The following is a 21,075-nucleotide window of genomic DNA, read 5'->3' on the forward strand; positions in this document are numbered from 1 at the left end:
AATAAAAAAATAGGCACAGAAACTATATAGAATATCGCCATTGAGATTCCACTGTCTTGGAGTGCCAAATATATAAGGGCTACTGAATTTAAGCAGGAAACCCCCACCAGAAAAACAGAAGATCTCATACCTATTATATAGCGTTTATCTGACCCCTCGCTCTTAATACCTTTGTATTTCGCTTTTGCGATATACCCAATCGCCAGAGCAATTATGAAAGGGAGTAAAAGATATAAATACATCATGATAGTTTCCATTAGCATTCATTGGGACTTGGAATTGACTTCTGTGTTGCAGTCACAAGAACCGACAGCCAACTTGGCAATGCAGCAATAATCCCAAGAACAAAATTGACTATATTCACAAGCACAGCAGATATATAGTGTACGTCAGAACAGTTTCTAGAAGCTTTAACTATGTCCACAATTGCAAGCAAGGCACTTAAAGCAACAAGTATTACAGGAATGTTTAAGGTAAATACCGCTACAAGCAGAGTGCTTGCAAATAGCGTCAAATACATACCTAAAACAATCCACAGAACTCCAGTAATAAAACCGCCATTTGCTCCTCCACTAATTTTATAACTACCTGCTCCAGTCTCAGGGTCAACAATCGTATACCCAACCCCAGTCCACCCAGCATAAGTTATCGGATGCTGATGAACCGTAGCCACCATACCATTATTCACTTGGGCCAGTATTTCATCTTTAGTGCCTTGATCCACAGTCAGATCACTTAAGTAAGATAGATTATCTTGCGTAAACGTATAAACTCTTTGTCCTTGTTGGCCCGCTATAGCCAAAGCCTTAACTGCGGAGATGCCTTCAACTGGATCATCATCTGTAGAGAATAGTTGTTCCGGTATCAAATGCTCATAAGCAGAGTATGTAGCCCCCATCTGCTGATTAAAATCCCGCCACTTACCCTGACAATTACTCTTACACTCCGTTGAAAACTTCATGGAATCCATATCCATCAATAAACCAATCATCTCAACATTCGCCACCGTGCCCAATAACCCATTGGTCTTAGCATTGGTTTGGAAAGTACCGTAGCTGGGTTCCCTATAGTAAACAACATCTGAGCTTTGTGCCGCCAGTTTAGACTGCACATCCGTTATCGCCATATAACTCATCACAGCCGACTGCATTAGGTCACCCACCACCTCATGCTTGGTCAAACCGGTAAAGCTTTCTGCTTCCAGTTGTGTTTTTGTGTTTTCAAGCTGTACCCGTAGCGCCTCTAATTGTTCTGGTGACAAACCATGGTAATCCAAGCCAATAGCCTGATACTCACCAGTAATAATGGGATTAGTTGTGGTACTCCATCCTCTACCAGGAAAGAAGTAGCCTTTCTCCGTTTGCAGTATTTGCCCAAAGCTCATTGCAGCACTGGTCGCTTCCGGCGTGCCATTGATGGTAAACTCGCCCACCACATTCATTAAACCCGCCGGGATAATATTGGGCAGGTCTTCTGCACTTTGCGGGTCATCCGGCAAGTAATCCAACAGCGCTTGCTCATCCGCAGCCGTGGCTGGATTAAACGATACTGCCAGTGACTTACCTGCCAGCTCTACTGTGCTGGCCGTATGAGTTAATAACTCTCCTCCAAACTCATCCTGTAACTCAAAGGTAAACTTATACCGCAGATTATCCGGCATTTCTGAAAACTGCTGGCTCTTTTGAACCTCATAATAGAAATTTTTGCCCGACCAGCCTGTAGCGGTTCTTGGCACTATCGTTTTTGTACCTATGACATCGCCTACTGTAGCATCGGGCTGTTGGTTGCTCAGGTAGTCTTCCAGCGCCTGCCGGTAGTCATCCAGCTCGGTTTCTATAAAGGCCTGATTGACGTTTTGTACCCAGCCTTCAGTTTCGTTAACGGTTGCCGTACTTTCCAAGGTTGTGGCAAAGGCTTCTGCATCAAAGGCCACTTCATTTTGCAGGTCCATGCCATCTCGATAGCGATATTGTTTATAGCTGGGGTCTAGATAAGCCCAGACTCCACCTCCGGTATAAAGCCTGACCCAGACATGGTCGACCAGGATAAAGTCGTTATTACCATTAATCGAGAGACGCGCGACAGGGATGCCGCCTTGGGCAAACAGATTTTGGGCAGCCTCTGGGGTTCTGACTCCGCCCACCCAGTTCATAGCTTCTTCATTCGTTAAGCGGATGCTGCCGTATTCATAGCGAGCTTCGGCACCTGTAGCTTTTAAAAGGGCTATAAGTAAACTGGCCTGATCCATGGCATTACCACGGCGGGTTTGTAAGGTGTAGTCAGCGCCTTGCAGTGAGCCATAGCTGGGAATAAATTCGATATTGTTCCGCACCCAGTTATAGATAGCTACGCGGTCATTACCCAAACTGCTAGCCAGAGTTTGAATGGCTGGGGTGATTGCTGTTTCTACAGTGGTTGAAGATGACCGGTCGGCTTCTTCAATGGCAGCGGTGAGAGTGTTTGGCCCCAGTATGGCTTCCAGTTCTTCAGCCGTTTGCACCGGTGCACCAGCCACTGTCGATAACGGCCCAAAAGGCATGGTTTGATCATAGGGATGACGTACCCCTTGATCAAAGCTGGCAAATAGATCCGCGGCTTGGCTTAACTGTTTTTTTAGTAGCACGGTTTTATCTGCACCGATACTGCTTATGGCTTCAAGGCGATATTGCAAGATCTGCATATTGCTTTGGTAGTGCTGCTGTTTTTTTTGTAGATTTTGCCTTAAGTTTGTTGGCAGGTTTTGTTGTTGGTAATGATTACTTTGATCAACAAAGTAGTCGTTAGCCTTTTGGTCGAGGCCGGAAAATAACTCAGCCTCTATTATTAGCTGTTGCTGTAGCCTGCCAACAGCCTGGGTATCTTGCCGCGATACTGCGGCGGTGAGTTTTTTTATTAATTGTTGAGTTGAGCTTACTGCATTATCCATTTCAGCAAACACACTATAGTCTGGCTTATAGGCCAGATAATCATCCAGCTTTTTTACACTGGCATTAACCGCAGGTGAATAAAATACCATTGTAAAACAGGCTAGTACGATGGAGGCAGTAATGCGCATAAAGCGGCTGCCTTCACGACACTGTGTGATGATTGATTTTTCCATGACTGAATTTTTCATAAGCTGAATCCCTCGCTTTAACGGCATTGGCGTCTGTTCCATAGAACAGAGCCCGGAGCGGTGACAGTTAATAGGTATTGCTGCGAACCGATATTGCCGCTGCTATCTTCTACTTCGATGGTGATAAGGTACTCGCCTATATCGGCTTCGGTGGCTTGCCATTCCAACAGGCCGCTGGCACTTAAGGTCATATTGGCTGGAGCATTGTTATCAAGGCGCCATATCAACGGATCGTTTTGGCGGTCTATAGCTTGCAACTGGTAGCTGTATAACACTTCCGTTCTTGCATCGTTCAAGGGGTTGCTAATAATGACTGGATCCTGTTCATTATCAGTAACGTCGACAACTACGGTATAGGTACGTAATCTGCCGGTGCTGTCTATACCCTCAATGTTGATTAGATGACTACCTAACTGGCTTGCGCTGGGTTGCCATGTGACTAGGCCATTGCCATCAACAGCAAAACCTGCAGGGGCATCAAGCACTTCAAAAGTCATGCTGCTTAGGCTAATACTGCGAAGGTCCAACTGGTATTGCATTTGCTCACCCACAACTACGGGCTGAATAGGTGAATGATATTGCTGGGGGTTTTCTTCCACAGTAATCGTCACCCAAACATTGTCATCATCACCAAAAGAATCTTCTACTACGATAGAAAATCGCCAAATACCTGCCTCATGAGGTGTCCAGCTAAAGACACCCTCATTATCAATGCTCGCTGGGACTGTATAGCTACCCGTATCACTAACTCGCTGAACTGAATTGATTCTGAAGGTATTAGGGTCACCATTGCCATCAGTGTAATCAAAGTCCCACACAAAACGCTCACCGGCTTTTATTGTGTGTTCGGTTTGTGTGTCGACTATTTCCGGGACTTCGTTTTTATAAACAGTGAATTGCCAATCAAACAAATAGGTTTCACCATGTTCATCTTCAAAACTGACCGACTTTGTATAATCACCTACGACCAAGCCCGGTATATATACATGGTAGGCATAAGGATCAACACTAATATCATCTGACAGGGCATAGATGCTATCGTGCTCATCATCAATAATTCTGAACAAGGTTCTGTAGTTGATAACACTAGAGTGCCCGGTTATCCAAATCTCTGTAGGCGGGAAAAACTCAAACCGCGGCGGCGCATTAGCCAACAGTTGGTAAGACTGCTCTGCGGTTAAACCTGTGCTATCCGTGACGGCAACGGTCACTAACTCTGTAGCACTTTCTGCTACCCAGCTAATTAAACCAGTGGTGGCATCAATGGTCATAGTGTGTGGTGCAGAGAGTAAACTGTAGGTCAGTTCATCCGCATTAGGGTCAATAGCCTCAACCTGATACTGATATATGGTGGTGGAGAGTACATAAGTCTCAGGCGTTGAAGTAATCACTGGTGCAACAGGACTTACCGCGCCAAGCCATGAAACCGTCGCAGTGGCTGAAGCATTGGCTGTGTTAACGGCGATTGCATCCTGCCCAGCTATATAACCGCTGTAGCAATAGCTGGCCTCACCGTATTTATCCGTTAATAATGTTGCCGAGCTGTTATGACTGCCAGAAATTTGCAGCGACATGGCAAGTGCACTTTGCGGTTCTCCTGTAGCATCCAGCGCCTGAACCGCAAGGCAGGTTTCATTGCCCAGTGTTGGCGTGCTCTCACTCAGACTAATACCTAATGTGCCTGCATCGGCTGTTGAGGGCGTAGCAAAGCCGCCAACATAGGCGTAGGAATCGGCCCTATCAAAACCGTAGACCAATAAACCCAAAGGCCTGTCGGCTGTCAGTTGATGGCTACCCACATTTACAGCCAGTTGCGCGTAGGCATATTGGCTGCCTTCAATGGGAATAAAGTGATCAGGGTCTATCAACTCACCGTCGAGCTTAACGGTTGCTATCGCATCGCTCTCGATAGTGAGGTTGATAAAGTGACGAGCAAAGTTATTGGTGGGTGTAGTAAATACATAATGGTCCAGGTATTGCTCAGCAGCAGGTACTACGGCCATAAAGGGGTCGCTGTACCGATAAAGACGGTTTACATCCTGGTACACACCAAACGGTTCAGATGATGCCAGCGTATGCGCACCCGGCGATAAAGCAATTTGCGCCATGGTATAACCGTCGCCCGCCAAGCCATTATCATTAAAAAAGGCATTGGCTGGCACCGGCTCACCATCAACAGTCATTTGATCAACCGCCGTCACCGGCATAATAACGATGACATAATTTTTTGCGGGTGCAGGGTCCATCACCACGTCGTAACTGGTGAGGTAGTTTTCAATATCATGGGCATAGTACCATCGCCACCAATCAGGATGCTGGGGCAAGTAGTAATAGGGTTCGCTTTCTGCCAAGGCAGAATCGTAACTGTCACTGGCTGAATATTGCGTGACTAAAATTGGTTGGTTCGCTGTTATTGAGGTGGCCTGATCAAGTTCCAGATTAACGTGCTCGCCACGATCAAGCTGATGACTAATCACACCATTGAGGCTTACGGTGGTGCCATCGAAAGCAGCCATAACCCGATAAAAATCACTGTAACGTGTTAGCAGCGGTGCCGTGACATAGCTGCTACCCCATAACTCAATGGGAGGAATTTGTTCTATTAAACGGTCAGCCGGGAATGAATCAATGGGGATAAAGCCTAAATTCACGCGGCCAAATACAGCGACAGGTTTATCAGCAATAATTTCTGTGCCGCTGGCATCACGCGTGAAATCTGTTAATGAATAGGCATCGCCTTTGTTCAACACCCGCGTAATGGTTTCTCCAGGATTGACTACAGTAGCACCGCTAAGATTGACCGAGTCTTTAGGCGTTATCACAACGGTAGTGTTATCTTCGGTAGCTATTAGATGCAAGGCGCTGCGCGATGCTGAAAACTCGCCTTCAGCATAGGACATCAACAAATAGTCTTTGCCTAATGCATGGCTGGGAAAAGCGGTTACCGCATCGGAAGAAGCATCAGCATGGTATAAGCCATACACCGCTACTTCGTTATCAGCAGTGACATGGATGGAGCGCTGCATCACCTTGTCGTTTTCATAGCGGTTTACGCTGTGATACAGGTCGATGGCAATCACTTCACCCGCGGCAAGGCTAAATGGATACAGTGTTTGCCTGCCGCTGATAGTGGTATGGATTTCTATTTGCCCGGATGCGGCCACCGGAGAGGTAATGATGACAATGTTTTGCTCAGTCTCTTCATCATCCAGTAACCAGAAGTCGCGCCCCAAGTGATTGGGTATTGCCACCGGCTCAGCCACCACGCGCAGATCAAAGTTGTGACTAATAGTATTGTGCCCATCGCTAATAGCCACACTCATTGGGTGTACGCCAAGCTGACTTGATTGTGGCGTCCAGCTGAGTAAGCCACCCTGACTGATAACCAGCCCTGTAGGTACGTTACCCGTTAACGTAAACGATAAACTGTCTTGCTCCGGGTCTGTCGCATTTATCTGGTAGCGATAGGGATTATCCACCACTGCCGCAGTGAAAGGCTGACTAACCACCTCAGGAGCAACGTTGCCCTGCTGCACATTAACATTAAATAACAGACTACCCTGTGCGCTGGCACTATCAGTCACCAGCAAGGTAAATTGATGACTGCCTACCTGACTGCTACCGGGTATCCAGGTTAATTCACCGGTGAGGCTATCGACAGTTAAACCTGCGGGCGCATTGGTAACACTAAACGTTAAGGCATCACCCGCGTCAGGATCAGTAACACTGGGTAGATACTGATACAACTCACCCGAGGTCGCGCTGTTTAATGGCGCACTGTTAAACACAGGGCTATCGTTAACCGCCGTAACAGTGATAACAACGGAAGCCTGAACAATACCGCCTTCACCATCAGAAACCTCAATAGCAAATGTATCAGTGCCGGCAAAATTATTATTGGGTGTGTAGCCAAGGCTGGGAGCTACGCCTGACAGTGTGCCGTTAGCAGGCTGAGTAATGACACTAAACGCTAACACAGCTCCTGCATCAGCATCATTGGCTGACAAGTTAATAACCACACTACTATCTTCGTTAACAGTGACACTGTTGTTGCCAATGACTGGTGGGCGATTAGTGTTTTGTACGGTAATGATAAAGCTATCGCTAATGGTGGCACCTTGACCATCATCCACCTGTACTGTGACATTGTGACTACCCGCCTGATTAAAATTTGGAACCCAGGTTATGTCACCCGTAAGTACGGTGATTGTCATACCTTCTGGAGCAGAAGGCAGGCTGTAAGTTAATGTATCGCCATCATCAATAGCCGCTACTGTCATTGAGTAAAAGCTATTTTCCTTTGCGCTTAGCTCGGGGCTATATTGAAAAACTGGCGACTGGTTGGTGTTAGCCACAGTAATAATAAATTGCTGACTAATAGTAATATCACTATCACTCACCCCAACTTCAATCGTATGCTCACCAGCACTATCAAAATCCGGCAACCAACTCACCAACCCTTCGGTAGAAACGCTCATACCTTCTGGTGCGCTGATTAGGCTATAACTTAAGCCATCACCATCATCATCACTGGCCTGCAGTGCATATTCATATAGCGTATTTTCTGCCCCGGTAATCACCGGCTCTGAAATAATAATCGGGTCACGATTAGTACCCGACACACTCAAAGTATAAGACTGATTAGTGCTGCCACCTTTGCCGTCAGTAATATCTATGCTGACGTAGTGTTGGCCTTCGTTATCGTAGCTGGGTATCCAGCTTACTAGCCCATCACTGTTGATGGATAAACCATTGGGGCCTTCTAGCACGGCGTATTGCAATGCATCGCCATCAGGGTCGGTGGCAATAATGGTGTATTCATAGAGTTGCCCCTCGGCAGATTCAAGCAATGGGGTGGAGTTTATTTCCGGAGCACGGTTGGTATCAGCTACGGTGAGGGTGTAGCTCTGACTGGCTGTACCGCCCTGCCCATCACTTACTTCGATGGTGACTGTGTGTTCACCGGCACTGCTGTAGTCGGGCGTCCAAGCGACCACACCCATGTTAATTACCATGCTGGCAGGTGCTGTGAGCAAGGTATAACTGAGTGCATCGCCATCGGGGTCGGTGGCTATTAATGAGTATTGGTAGAGGCTGTTTTCTGTCGCATCCAGTACCGGGGTTGAGCTGATGCTCGGTGCCGTATTGGGTTTTGGCAAAATGGTTAAGGTATAGCTTTGCTCAACGGTTGCGCCTTGAGTATCGGTTACTTGCAGGGTGACGGGGTAGTCTGCGGCGGCACCGTCGTGTGGTGTCCACTGAATTAAACCTTCGGCATTGATGGTCATGGTGCTGGGCGCTGTTATTAATTCGTAAGTTAGAGCGTCACCATCATCATCAACGGCCGAAACCTGATATTGGTAGGCCTGCTCTTCAGTACCTTGCAAAATGGGTGTGGAATTAATCACTGGCGCGGCGTTCGGACGAACGTCTACCAACAAGGTAAATGTTTGTTGGGCGCTACCGTTATTGCCATCAGCAACGTTCACGGTGACCGCATGACTGCCCGCCTGCCCTTCTGACGGCACCCATTCAATCACACCTTCGCTGTTGATGGTCATACCGGCGGGTGATGTTTGCAGTTCATAACCCAGGGTATCGCCATCGCTATCGGTGGCAATAACGGCATAGGTATAGGCTACGGTTTCTGTGGCGGTAGTAATAGCAGTACTGGTAATTTCTGGATCGCTATTAGTATTACCTCCGATACAATCAAGACCTTCAACAGAAGAAAATAATCGGCCATCATCCTGAGCCTTGCCGTGTTTATGGTGAGGCACTTCAACCGCCACACTGCCGTTACAACTTTCACCTGTGGCAGTATCACTCGCCAAAAAATCAATATGGTACACCCGGCCATTACCACCACCGGCGCGCTCTTTGCGCAGTTTCACTTTATTGCCAGACAGCAGTTTGGCATCGTAATCGGTATTGCCATCTCCCTGGCCGTTAAGGGGTTCATCCTGGGTAATACATTGCACAGTGATATCGGGTGCTTCGCCACTGGGCGTGGTTAAACCTTCAATACGAACGGTTTTAAATTTATGGTTGGCGGGCCACAGGGTGTCGGGGTCGGCGTGGGCATTCAGGCAGTTAAGCGCACCGGGTTGTTGGTCATTATGATGGTGATCGCCTTTTACACGGCAGCCCCTGTGCGGGCCACGCCAGCGGGTGCGTTTTTTATGCTGGTTATATTTGCCACTGTGATTATCGTGATGACCATAACCATTTTTATGGCGGTAGCCGCCGCCATTACCAGTGGCGGCGACTGGCAGTGCCAAGCTGATTAATAGTAAAAAGATAACGCCATTAGTTAGACAACGGCAAGCAACACGCACAACGCTCATACAAAAACCCTTCTGTACAATTCTTATTTGAAAAACAAACAGAGGCCCACCCATAAGATTGCCGGGTGTACAAAAGGATTAATGCGGAAAAATTTCCCTGATCATATCCCTGTTTCAAAACTGTTTGATCTTTAAAAAGTCACAACTCCGGTGACTGAACGCGGGCATTATTAAAAAATGATTTTTATCTGTCTAGGGCAAAGTTATACAGAAAGATTTAACATTTTTTACCAGCTTTGAGGGAAAACGCCGTAATAATCAGCGCCTTATTGAAATGAATAATTTTTTGGGGGAAACGAACTTATTGTTATTAATGGTGCATGGCTTAATATTTTAAACCAAATTAAGGGAGAATTTATTCAAACAAGCCAATCTGCTGATCGGTAATGCCCGCCAGACTTTCCTGCATAAAATATAGAATGCCATCGGCTGCTGGCGCTAGCTGCCGGTCTATATAGTGCTGGTAATCAAGCAATGAATGCTGCGCCTGTAACGGCTCGGCGCCATTGACTGTAATCACATATTCAATCCAGTCACCTCGGCGAATTTCAGCGCCAGCCTGGTCAACGGCTTTTCTGGCCGCCTGAACATGGGGTGGCACATTACGCTGGTAGTCTGCCAATTTTCTTCGCAGGCGCTTTCTATAAACCAGCTCATGGTCTGAGTTGCCGTTTAATATTTCTTGTACGGTAGTTTTAATATAGTCGTGGTAGGGCTCATCATAGAATACTCGGCGGTATAACTCTGACTGAAAATCACGGGCGGCTTTGGTCCAGTCGGTTCTTACATTTTCAAGGCCTTTAAATACCAGCTCTTGCTTGCCATCCTTTAGTACAATACCGGCATAGCGTTTTTTACTGCCCTGATCAGAGTTTCTTATCGTTGGCATTAAAAAGCGTTGGTAGAGTGTTTCAAATTCTATTTCCAGTGCACTTTCAATACCATATTCTTTGTCTAAACGGTTTTTCCACCAGTGGTTAAGCTGGCTTTCCAGTTCTTTACCCACCTTCGCCGCGCCTTCGGCATTCGCCACATCTTTAAACCAGATAAACACGGAGTCGGTATCACCATAGATAACTTCCCAGCCCTGCTGTTCAATAAACTCTGCGGTTTGTTGAATAATTTGATGGCCACGCTTGGTGATAGAGCTGGCCAGTTTCGAATCAAAGAAACGGCAACCACCGGAGCCCAGCACGCCATAGAAGGAGTTCATAATAATTTTTATGGCTTGTGATAATGCAGCATCCTGATTGGATTTAGCCTGGTCACGTAATTGCCAGAGCTCTTTGATTAACTCCGGCAGGATATTATTATTTTTTGCAAACCAGGCGCCGTTAAAGCCCGGCACCAACTCGGTCTGGTCAAGTTGCTCGTATTCCCCTAACACCATGCCCAGCGGGTCTATTTTAAAGCTCCGGATAATACTGGGGTACAGGCTTTTAAAATCCAACATACCTACATAGTCATATATACCCGGGCGTGACTCCATCACAAAACCACCGGGGCTTTGCTCTGCATCTTCCAGTAAATGGCTATTAGGTGCCACATAGCCTTTGCGATGCAATAAGGGTAAATAGCGGAAGTCAAAAGAGGCCACCGAACCACCAATACGCTCCAGCGGTAGCCCCGTCATTTTGGTACGGGCGATGGCAAAGTCTAATAGCCCGGCAAGCTCAAAAATATCCCAGACTAATTTACAGTCTTGCACATTGTATTTTGCCAGTGCCGCTTTATCTTCCAGAAACAGGTCGGTGATTTTTTCACCGCGGTCATTACCCTGAATAAGTTTGCTGTCACCCAGTAGTTCTTTGGCCACATTATTTAAGGCAAAGCTTTCAAAACGGTAAAAGGCTGCTTTGAGTAGTTCGATGCCGTCCAGCACTACACGGCCGGGTATTGTCACGGCACGGCGCTCACCCTCGTCATCCAGTGTGCGCCAGTGCGCCGCTGTCTCTTTGCCGCCTTCACCGCGGCCACAGCGAAAAGGTAGCTGGTATTTTTCGCAGACTTTTTCCAAATACCAGAGGTCAAAATTAATTACATTCCAGCCAATGATAATATCGGGATCATAGTCAGCCAGCCACATCAGAAAACCGATAATTAAACTTTTTTCGTTATTAAATATTTCTACATTATCGGCAACAGGCTGGTCCGCCACCATAAAGACTTTTTCAAACACCTGGCCCGCCTCTACTGCGTAGAGGCCAATGGAATAGAGGTTGATACCCTGCATAGCGGTTTCAATATCCAGCGAGATAACTTTCAAGCCAGGCTGATAGTCATCGCTAATCATTTCTGCTTGCGGCACAACAGGGAATTTACCCGCAGTGGCTTCACCGCGAAATCTTAGGGCGCCGCGAATAAAACGTTCCATTAAGAAACGATCATGGGGGTTAATATCCGATTCGAGGGGAGACACCCCCTGCTCCAGCAAACGTGTTTTTGCCTCTCGCAAGGTGCGCTGGGATTTAAAATAAAATGCCTTGACGGCTTGCAGGGTAAAATCTTTAAGGGGAACATCTTTAACGGTAAAACCCGTAAAGGGTTTTAACAGTTCCAAGGCCGCGGGCACTTGTTCCTGAGCAATAAAAAACACTGACTGCTGAGCAGGCACCAACAGTTTTACCGGGCCCGCCTCACTCGACAACCAAAATTCTAATTCAGTACCACTCCGTGTATCACGCCACTGCCGTGTAAGAATAAACCCCCGCTGATCAATCACCGGAGGTTATGGCTACTTGTGGCACTGCTAGATATTACTTAGGAAAGCTTTTAATTCCGGATCGGAAAATAGACGTACCAGCGTTTTAGACAGCATATCGTTTACCATTTCTTCATTTTGGGCCATGCTGGGAGTCATCGCCGTTTCTCTCGAAGAGTTGGTTTTATAGTTGCCGGTATAGGTTTCTTTGCCAGCGGTGGCGACTACCTGCAGCTCGGTAGCAAGATGAATAGTTTTACCCACGGTTTGCTTGGGCATATCGTACTTCAGGGTATTAATAATAATAGTAACGTTGGGAGTATCTGCCGCAGCAGTATTGACATTAAACCCCTGCACCGCAAGCTCTGCTTTGGCAACCCGTTTAACCGCCTCTTCAAGGTCATTGCCGATGGTAATCAGGCTGGTATCTTTATAGGCACCCCCGCGGCTACCCAATTCTTTATGACTGCGAGCATCTTCAACGGACACGGTCAACGCACGCCCGGCGCCATAGCTTTCTGTGTCGGTGCTGATAACAGGGCTCACTGTTATTTGCTGGGGACTATAGGCACAACCTGCCAACAAGGCGACAACAAGCCATAAAAATACTTTCTTCACATTTATACCCTCAATTTTTATAATCAGTTTTAACCCTGAGATAGCAGGTCTCGCAAATCAATAATCGCCGCGTTAGCGCGAGATATATAGGATGCCATGACCAATGAATGATTGGCCAAAACACCAAAGCCACTGCCATTCAATATCATGGGGCTGTAAACGGTTTCTTGCGTGGCTTCTAACTCACGAATAATTTGCTGCAAGCTGACCAGAGCATTTTTATTTTCCAATACTTCGGCAAAATCAACTTCAATGGCTTTTAAAAAGTGCAGCAGTGCCCAGGCAGCGCCTCTCGATTCATAAAACACATCGTCAATTTCTGTCCAGGGTGTTTTGACTTCCAACTCACCCGGCGCATAGGTCGATTGACGTGCCACCGCATCACCGGCCAGATCGGTATTTAAACGCCGCTGACCTACACTGGCACTAAGGCGCTGGGATAAACTGCCCAGACGTGACTCAACAATTTTTAACCAATAGCGTAAATTATCTGAGCGCGCATAAAATTGTGAGCGGGTATTGCCCTGATCTTCAAGGCGGCCCAAATAGTTATTTAAATACTCAATCGCACTGCGGTATTCGGATTCGCTGGCAGGTACGGCCCAACTATCACGGGAGAAGTTTAGGCTGGGTTCTGCTTTGGCCAAATCAATATCTTCTTTGGACTGGGACTGGGAGCGACTAAAACTCTCTCTGAGTGCCCGGGTTAAATCACGGGACTGGATCAATACACCGTATTCCCAGCTGGGCATATTATCCAACCATAATCCGGGCGGTAAAATATCATTACTAAGAAAACCACCGGGTTTGTCTAATAAGGTCGATGTCACGCGGATTAATGCCGAGGTAGTGGTTGAGCCAATAACCACTTGCTGCCCCTGAGCATCAGCCATTACCACTGCATTATCTTTGACGGAAAAATTGCCTGGCATCAGCGACCAGTAGATACCTACAAAAACAGCAATCAGCAAATACACCGCTAACAAGATCACCAGGGTTCTGGGCAGCAGACCTTCACTGGCATCGAGGCTATTATCTCGCCACTGGGCTAACCGCTCTTTTATCGATTGAAAATCCATACTCACCTCGTTAGGGCCTTTGATTTAAAGCCTGGCTTTAGCGCTCATTCAGCACACTGCGCACAGGCAGTGTTGCACGGGTTAATTCAACATCACCATTCAATAAACGAACCTCTACTTCGTCGCCCTCACGCAGAGGTTTCGTTAAACGGATTAGCATTAAATGATACTTGCCCGGCGCCAAAACAAACTCACCTTTGGCTGGCACCGTCACCTGATCCACTTTTTCCATGCTCATCATGCCATTCTGGTGTTTATGGCTATGCACCTCTGCCAGCTCTGCACCATTAGAGTCTGCCGCGGTAATCACCACATCCTGATCACCACTATTGACCAGCCGCATAAAGGCCGCTGTATTGGGCTGGCCCGGCGGCAAGCCTCGCACATAACCGTCTTTGATGGTTAACTCCGCCAGAGCGGAGCAGGAAAATGACAAGAGTATAAGGGCTAATAGGTGCCGGTTAATCGCTGACAATGTAATACCTCTGTGGAACCGTGATTCAGACCGCTAACTATACCCTATGCAGCCAGTGCTTTTATAGATTGTGCTTTATAAATCAATAAACGCAATACGGGGCACCCGCCCCACTTCAATATTACCCCGCAACCGATAACCATCAACCGCATTGCGCATCTGCTGGTAAATCCAGCGCCCTTCGGCATCGTTGCGAGCCACGATTAATAACCGTGACCGGGACTGTTTGGCCTGCTCAGCCAGCTCGCTTAAGCGCTGCTGTATCGCTTCACCACGCTGGCTTAAAGCAGCCACCGGCAAATAGACCTCGTTATCTGAACGCTGCTGGCGATAGCGTTCACGCAGGGCGGCAATCTGTTGCGGGGTGGCCGATATTTTCTCTGCCCCCTGCAACATGCGCTCGGCCTCGTCCACCCGGCCGCTGGTAAAGGCCTGCTCAGCCAACTGTAAATAGCGGGCGGTAATTTGCTTCATACCCCAATGAGCCTCGGGATTTAGCTCGTCGATGGCCAGCACATCACGGTACCAGCTATAGGCATTATCCGTCACCGGAACCATTAAGCGGTCAGCCGCCAGCGCCTTTTGTGCATTGGCCAAAAGCACTCTCAGGTGATGGCGCTTCGCCTCCCGCTGAGCCGCCACATCTACCACCGGCTTCTCAGCTGCCGGCTGTGAGGGAGCCTGAACACAAGCGACCAATGGCAGGACTATTAACGCCAGACACCACAGCCTTATTCTATCTATCATTAACCACTCTCTTTTAACAAAATAGCACCCACCACCGGGTAATCGGGGGCCTGAATGCCTGTTTATGAACCAATTCAAGGCATTAAAAAGTTTTTGCTATACAATAACTATCAGATTGAGCACAAGCCACGGAACTGATTCGACGATGACTAGCCTTAGTAGTTCAGCCTATGCCTTGCTAACAGCATAAGCCATTAATCTAAAACAGGAACCCCATGCACGCTGTATTTTTTGCTTTATTTTGCACGCTGCTGCTAATCCAGCCAGCCAGCGCCACCACCAATAGCGACCCTTTTGGTGCTACCAGCAGCCCCGGCTCCATCGCTGGCATGGTTGAAGATGACGAGTTTCTGCCGGTCGAGCAGGCTTACCAATTAACCGCCGAGTTTGATGCCCCGGGGCAGCTGCGTCTTTATTGGGACGTTGCCGATGCCTATTATTTATACCGCCATGGTTTTCAGGTTGAGCTTAGCGCCAATGGAGAAATACTGAGCAGTGAGCTCATTATCCCCAAGGGTCTGGAAAAAGAGGACGAATATTTTGGCCGGGTGGAAGTCTACTATAACTACGCCGACCTCAGCCTCACCGGTATCCCTGCCGAGGGCAACCTGGCTTTAACAGTGACTAGTCAGGGCTGCGCTGATGCCGGCCTTTGCTACCCTCCCTACTCCGAATACTTTCAGCTCGACGGCCAACAACTCAGCGTCACTAAAATCGAGCCACCCAATACTCAGGCAGCTCAAACACCTTCTATAGTGGTGCCAGCCGCATCAGGCAGCCTGCTCTATATGCTATTACTCGCCATGGTGGGCGGTGCTATTTTAAATTTAATGCCCTGCGTTTTCCCGGTACTTAGCTTAAAGGTGCTGGCCTTTGCCAACGACAAAAACCACTCCCAAGCTACCCACGGCCTGATTTATTCCGCCGGCGTCGTTATCAGCTTTGTGGCGGTGGCAGCACTATTAGTATCACTGCAAGCAGCAGGCGAAGCTATCGGCTGGGGCTTCCATTTACAATCACCGTGGTTTGTTGCAGCGCTGGCTTATCTGTTTTTTGTGATGGGTTTAAGCCTTTCCGGCTTTATTGAATTGGGCAGCAGCTTGATGAATGTCGGCGACGGTCTGGCACAAAAGTCAGGCTATAGCGGCAGCTTTTTTACCGGCATATTAGCCACCGTCGTCGCCAGCCCTTGTACCGCGCCTTTTATGGGAACCGCTTTGGGTTACGCCGTTACCCAACCTACCCATATTGCACTGCTGGTGTTTGCCGCACTGGGTGTGGGCATGGCCTTGCCGGTGCTAATTTTAAGCTGCTCACCCAGGCTGCTGAATAAAATCCCCAAGCCGGGCGCCTGGATGGAAAGCCTTAAGCAATTACTGGCCTTCCCCCTCTATGCCACCGCTGTGTGGCTAAGCTGGGTGGTTGGCAAGCAAGCTGGTGTAAACGGTATGGCGCTGATCATGCTTGGCTGCGTACTGATTGCACTGGCCCTATGGCTGTGGAGCGACAAACTGTGGCAGCGTATTGTTAGCGCCGCCTGCGCAGCACTGGCTATCAGCATTTTGTCCAGCCCACTGATGAGCCCAACTAACTCTGTCGCCAGCAATAAGGGTGAATGGCAAGCATACTCCCCACAAACTCTGGCGGACTTGCGCGCAGCGGGCAAGCCTGTCTTTCTGAATATCACAGCGGACTGGTGTATCACCTGCCTGGCCAATGAAGAAGTAACCCTGAGCACCGATACTATTAAGCAGGCAATGAAAGACGCCGGTGTCGTCTATGTTAAAGGGGACTGGACTAACCGAGACCCTCGGATTACCGCCTTACTCACAGAGTATGGCCGCACCGGTATTCCACTCTATGTGGCCTACCCGGCAGACCCGCAACAACCCGGTACGGTACTGCCGCAGATCCTTAGTAACGACATTGTAATTGAAGCGCTGGAGGCGATTGCCTTAAGTAGCGATCAACTGACAAATCGCTAAGTTATAACTGTAATTTCTTTTATACTGCTTCGATCTTCAGAAAACAGGCAAAAATCCGAAAAACCGATCCCAAAATACGATCTTTTCAATCTTATCTGCAAGAAATAAACATTTAGCCGAATATATCTACACAATTCCGGTTTTTAGCGTTTTTTAGTAAAAACTCCCATTAACGTGACGCCATCGTGTTGCCTTTTGTCTTTATCGTGCTTGGCAAAAAAGCTTTATTGCTGGCATCTTGCAGCAAAATGTAGCGATGTTGCGCGCATCTCCATTGAAAACAACAAAAATTGGACTAAAATATTTTTTTAAGGCAGAATCCCCTGCACGATTTAATGAAGCAAAAAATAATTAAGCACGACTTAATAAACACTCTTTAATTAAGTCCTATTTAAAAGCAGGCTTTAACAATAAGCTGCGTTCAACATCGGAATAGCATCATGGCGTCAATATTGGTACTACACGGTCCCAACCTAAACCTGTTAGGCAGTCGTGAACCCGAGGTTTATGGCTCCGATACTCTGGATGATATCAACACCGCTCTCACCGATGCAGCACTGGCTGCTGGCCACCACCTGCTGGCCATGCAAAGCAATGCGGAGTATGAACTGATTGAGCGCATTCACGATGCCCGCCTGGAAGGTATTAACTTTATTATTTTTAACCCCGGCGCCTTTACCCATACCAGCATTGCGCTGCGTGATGCCCTGCTGGGCGTCAATATCCCCTTTATCGAAGTGCATATCTCCAATGTGCACAAGCGGGAAGAGTTCAGGCAGTTTTCCTACCTGTCCGATATTGCCGAAGGCGTTATTTGCGGGCTGGGTAGCCAGGGTTATTTACTGGCACTGCAAGCTGCAATCAGCCAGGTTGAAAACTAATTAACCACTTTATTTATATTTTAACGACTACTTTAAGAGAACCACCATGGATATACGCAAAGTAAAAAAACTGATCGAGCTGCTCGAAGAATCGAATATCGATGAGATCGAAATAAAAGAAGGCGAAGAGTCTGTGCGCATTAGCCGCAACTCTGCTGCCGCTGCCGCAGCACCAATTTATGCTGCTCCAGCTCCTGTTGCCGCAGCCCCCGTAGCTGCCGCCGCGCCTGCACCAGCCGCCGCACCTGCAGCACCGGCTGCGGATGCAGCACCGGCAACCTCTGGCCATGTGATTAAATCACCGATGGTTGGCACTTACTATCAAGCCGCCTCACCAGGTTCACCAGCATTTATTGAGGTGGGTCAGCACGTTAAGGTTGGCGATGTTATCTGCATCGTTGAAGCGATGAAGATGATGAACCAAATTGAAGCGGATAAGGCCGGTGTGGTTGAGGCTATTTTGGCCGAAGACGGTCAGCCGGTTGAATTTGATCAGCCTTTAATCACCATCGTCTAACTACAAGCTATTAATCGCTTGTTTTAAGCTGGAAAAAATTTCATGTTGGAAAAAATTGTTATTGCCAACCGCGGCGAGATTGCACTTCGCATCCTTCGCGCCTGTAAAGAAATGGGCATCAAGACTGTCGCGGTTCACTCACAAGCTGACCGTGATTTAATGCATGTGCGCCTGGCAGACGAGTCTGTCTGTATTGGCCCTGCACCTTCACCCCTCAGCTATTTAAATATCCCTGCCATTATCAGTGCCGCAGAAGTTACCGACTCCGTGGGTGTACACCCCGGTTACGGTTTTCTGGCGGAGAATGCCGATTTTGCTGAGCAGGTTCAAAAAAGTGGCTTTGCATTTATTGGCCCTTCCGCCGACACCATTCGCCTGATGGGCGATAAGGTCTCAGCGATTGAAGCGATGCGTAAAGCTGGCGTACCAACGGTACCCGGTTCTAACGGCCCGCTGCCCGTAGACAATAAAGAGCGCTGCTTGCAAATTGCCCGCGACATTGGCTACCCGGTGATTATTAAAGCCGCCGCCGGTGGTGGTGGTCGCGGTATGCGCACCGTGCAAAGTGAAGCTGCACTGCTGAACTCTATCCACGTCACCCGTGGTGAAGCGGCCGCCGCCTTTGGCGATGGCACCGTGTATATGGAAAAGTTTTTGGAAAACCCCCGCCACGTTGAAATTCAGGTGATGGGTGATGGTCAGGGCAATGCGGTGCATTTTTATGATCGCGATTGTTCGTTGCAGCGCCGCCACCAGAAAGTTTTGGAAGAAGCACCGGCACCGGGTATCCCCGACGATATTCGCGAAGGGGTTTATTCAGCCTGTGTTAATGCCTGTATTGAAATTGGCTACCGCGGTGCTGGTACCTTTGAGTTTTTATATGAAGATGGCGCCTTCTACTTTATCGAAATGAATACCCGTATTCAGGTAGAGCACCCCGTCACCGAAATGGTCACCAACTTTGACCTGATTAAAGAACAGATTCGTGTCTGTTCCGGTGAAAAGCTGTCAGTTAAACAAGAAGATATCAAACTTAGCGGACATGCTTTTGAATGCCGTATTAATGCCGAAGACCCAAAAACATTTATGCCTTGCCCCGGCACGGTAAAAATTTATCACCCACCGGGTGGCTTGGGTGTGCGGGTTGATTCGCACTTATATAGCGGCTATTCCGTACCACCGAATTACGATTCTATGATCGCCAAGGTGATTACCTGGGCGGAAGACCGCACCACTGCACTGGACCGTATGCGCAGTGCCTTGGATGAAATGGTGATTGATGGTATTCGCACCAATATTCCACTGCAACAGGATTTGGTAAGAGACGGGCCTTTCCGGGAAGGTGGTACCAATATCCACTATCTGGAAAAGAAACTCGGGCTTTAAGCTCAACGCAAGGCGCTCTTTGAGCGCCTTATTTTTTTAGCGGTTATTAATGGCGCAGTACTATGTCCTGGTTACAACTTAGAGTCGATACCTCCCGTGAAACCACCGAAGCCATTGAAGATGCATTACTGGCAGCCGGAGCTGTATCCGTCACGATGGAAGATAGCGCCGACCAACCCATCCTCGAACCTGCGGTAGGTGAAACACCGTTATGGAACCAAACCCGTGTCACCGGTTTATTTAATGCCGATACGGATACGGATCAGGCCACCGTTATTGCCACAGCAAGCTTTGGCAATCACCTGCCACCCTATCGCTGGGAAATTCTGGAAGATAAAGATTGGGAGCGGGAGTGGATGGAAAACTTTCACCCCATGCGCTTTGGCCAGCGCCTATGGATTTGCCCCAGCTGGAAGCAGCCACCGCAGGCTGATGCGGTTAACCTAATGCTCGATCCCGGCCTGGCCTTTGGGACAGGCACTCATCCAACCACCGCACTATGTCTGGAATGGCTGGATGGCTGTGACCTGCAAGGCAAAACCGTTATCGACTATGGCTGCGGCTCAGGGATTCTCGGTATCGCGGCACTGTTACTGGGGGCCAAAGAAGTGGTTGCCATTGATAACGACCCCCAGGCCTTAATTGCCACCATGGATAATGCCAAGCGCAATCAAATCGATAGCAGCAAGATTAGCGTTTACCTGCCAGAAGACGCCCCCAGCGATTATCAAGCCGACGTTATGCTGGCCAATATCCTGGCCGGCCCTCTGGCGGAGCTTGCACCACTGTTGAATCAACTGACCTTAAATCAGGGACTATTGGTCCTATCCGGTCTAATTCATAGCCAGTCAGCCGAGTTGCTTAAGATTTATGGACAGTGGTTTGCGATGGACGAACCAGCACTTCAGGATGAATGGGTCAGGCTTAGCGGTAAAAAACAGGACAAATACCCTGGTTAACCCGTAGGGTGGATTATAATCCACCACCCAATAACTACTTATGGCCGGGCCTGGTGGATTGTAATCCACCCTACAATACTGGGTTTATCTGCCCGTTAAGCCCGTAGGGTGGATTATAATCCACCACCTATAACTACTTATGGCCAGGCCTGGTGGATTGTAATCCACCACCTATAACTACTTATGGCTGGGCTTGGTGGATTGTAATCCACCCTACACTGCAGCCCGTAGGGTGGATTGCAATCCACCGCCTTTGACCACCCCG

The 21,075-nt window shown here is 48.2% G+C and carries 12 protein-coding genes; 5 read left to right on the forward strand and 7 right to left on the reverse strand.

The genetic code is table 11. The features are described from left to right. Positions 1-256: 256 nt before the first annotated feature. From BST96_RS05005 to BST96_RS05035, 7 genes are all read right to left on the reverse strand, one after another. Complete coding sequence (locus BST96_RS05005) at positions 257-3,115, reverse strand: transglutaminase-like domain-containing protein (protein WP_169713913.1); 2,859 nt, start codon at positions 3,113-3,115, stop codon at positions 257-259. 17 nt (positions 3,116-3,132) lie between these two features. Further along, positions 3,133-9,462: a putative Ig domain-containing protein gene (locus BST96_RS05010; protein WP_169713914.1), complete on the reverse strand. Its 6,330-nt coding sequence runs from the start codon at positions 9,460-9,462 to the stop codon at positions 3,133-3,135. Positions 9,463-9,817: 355 nt separating this feature from the next. Next, positions 9,818-12,184: a DNA polymerase II gene (locus tag BST96_RS05015; protein WP_085757649.1), complete on the reverse strand. Its 2,367-nt coding sequence runs from the start codon at positions 12,182-12,184 to the stop codon at positions 9,818-9,820. A 27-nt stretch (positions 12,185-12,211) separates the two neighbouring features. Next, positions 12,212-12,781 carry a YajG family lipoprotein gene (locus tag BST96_RS05020; protein WP_169713915.1) on the reverse strand — a complete coding sequence of 190 codons (570 nt, stop codon included), beginning with the start codon at positions 12,779-12,781 and terminating at the stop codon, positions 12,212-12,214. Between the two features lie 29 nt (positions 12,782-12,810). Continuing rightward, the gene (locus BST96_RS05025) at positions 12,811-13,860 is read right to left on the reverse strand and encodes a DUF2333 family protein (protein WP_085757651.1); all 1,050 of its coding nucleotides are present in this window, start codon (positions 13,858-13,860) and stop codon (positions 12,811-12,813) included. Positions 13,861-13,897: 37 nt separating this feature from the next. Continuing rightward, positions 13,898-14,335 carry a copper chaperone PCu(A)C gene (locus BST96_RS05030; RefSeq protein WP_240554893.1) on the reverse strand — a complete coding sequence of 146 codons (438 nt, stop codon included), beginning with the start codon at positions 14,333-14,335 and terminating at the stop codon, positions 13,898-13,900. 75 nt (positions 14,336-14,410) lie between these two features. Beyond that, positions 14,411-15,082 carry a hypothetical protein gene (locus BST96_RS05035; protein ID WP_157117863.1) on the reverse strand — a complete coding sequence of 224 codons (672 nt, stop codon included), beginning with the start codon at positions 15,080-15,082 and terminating at the stop codon, positions 14,411-14,413. 215 nt (positions 15,083-15,297) lie between these two features. Between BST96_RS05035 and BST96_RS05040 the strand changes: the two genes are divergently transcribed. The 5 genes from BST96_RS05040 (at position 15,298) to prmA (ending at position 20,810) form a co-directional block, all read left to right on the forward strand. Next, a complete protein-coding gene (locus BST96_RS05040; protein ID WP_085757653.1) occupies positions 15,298-17,067 on the forward strand; it encodes a protein-disulfide reductase DsbD family protein in 1,770 nt (589 codons plus the stop codon). A 440-nt stretch (positions 17,068-17,507) separates the two neighbouring features. Further along, on the forward strand, positions 17,508-17,948 hold the full coding sequence (aroQ, locus tag BST96_RS05045) for a type II 3-dehydroquinate dehydratase (RefSeq protein ID WP_085757654.1): 441 nt from the start codon (positions 17,508-17,510) through the stop codon (positions 17,946-17,948). A gap of 46 nt (positions 17,949-17,994) precedes the next feature. Beyond that, positions 17,995-18,465 (forward strand): acetyl-CoA carboxylase biotin carboxyl carrier protein, encoded by a 471-nt coding sequence (gene accB / locus BST96_RS05050; protein ID WP_085757655.1) that lies wholly within the window; start codon positions 17,995-17,997, stop codon positions 18,463-18,465. A 42-nt stretch (positions 18,466-18,507) separates the two neighbouring features. Further along, complete coding sequence (accC, locus tag BST96_RS05055) at positions 18,508-19,851, forward strand: acetyl-CoA carboxylase biotin carboxylase subunit (protein ID WP_085757656.1); 1,344 nt, start codon at positions 18,508-18,510, stop codon at positions 19,849-19,851. Positions 19,852-19,913: 62 nt separating this feature from the next. Next, complete coding sequence (gene prmA, locus BST96_RS05060; protein ID WP_085757657.1) at positions 19,914-20,810, forward strand: 50S ribosomal protein L11 methyltransferase; 897 nt, start codon at positions 19,914-19,916, stop codon at positions 20,808-20,810. The last annotated feature ends 265 nt before the right edge of the window (positions 20,811-21,075 follow it).

It is taken from the genome of Oceanicoccus sagamiensis (genome assembly GCF_002117105.1).
GTDB classification, from domain to species: domain Bacteria; phylum Pseudomonadota; class Gammaproteobacteria; order Pseudomonadales; family Dasaniaceae; genus Oceanicoccus; species Oceanicoccus sagamiensis.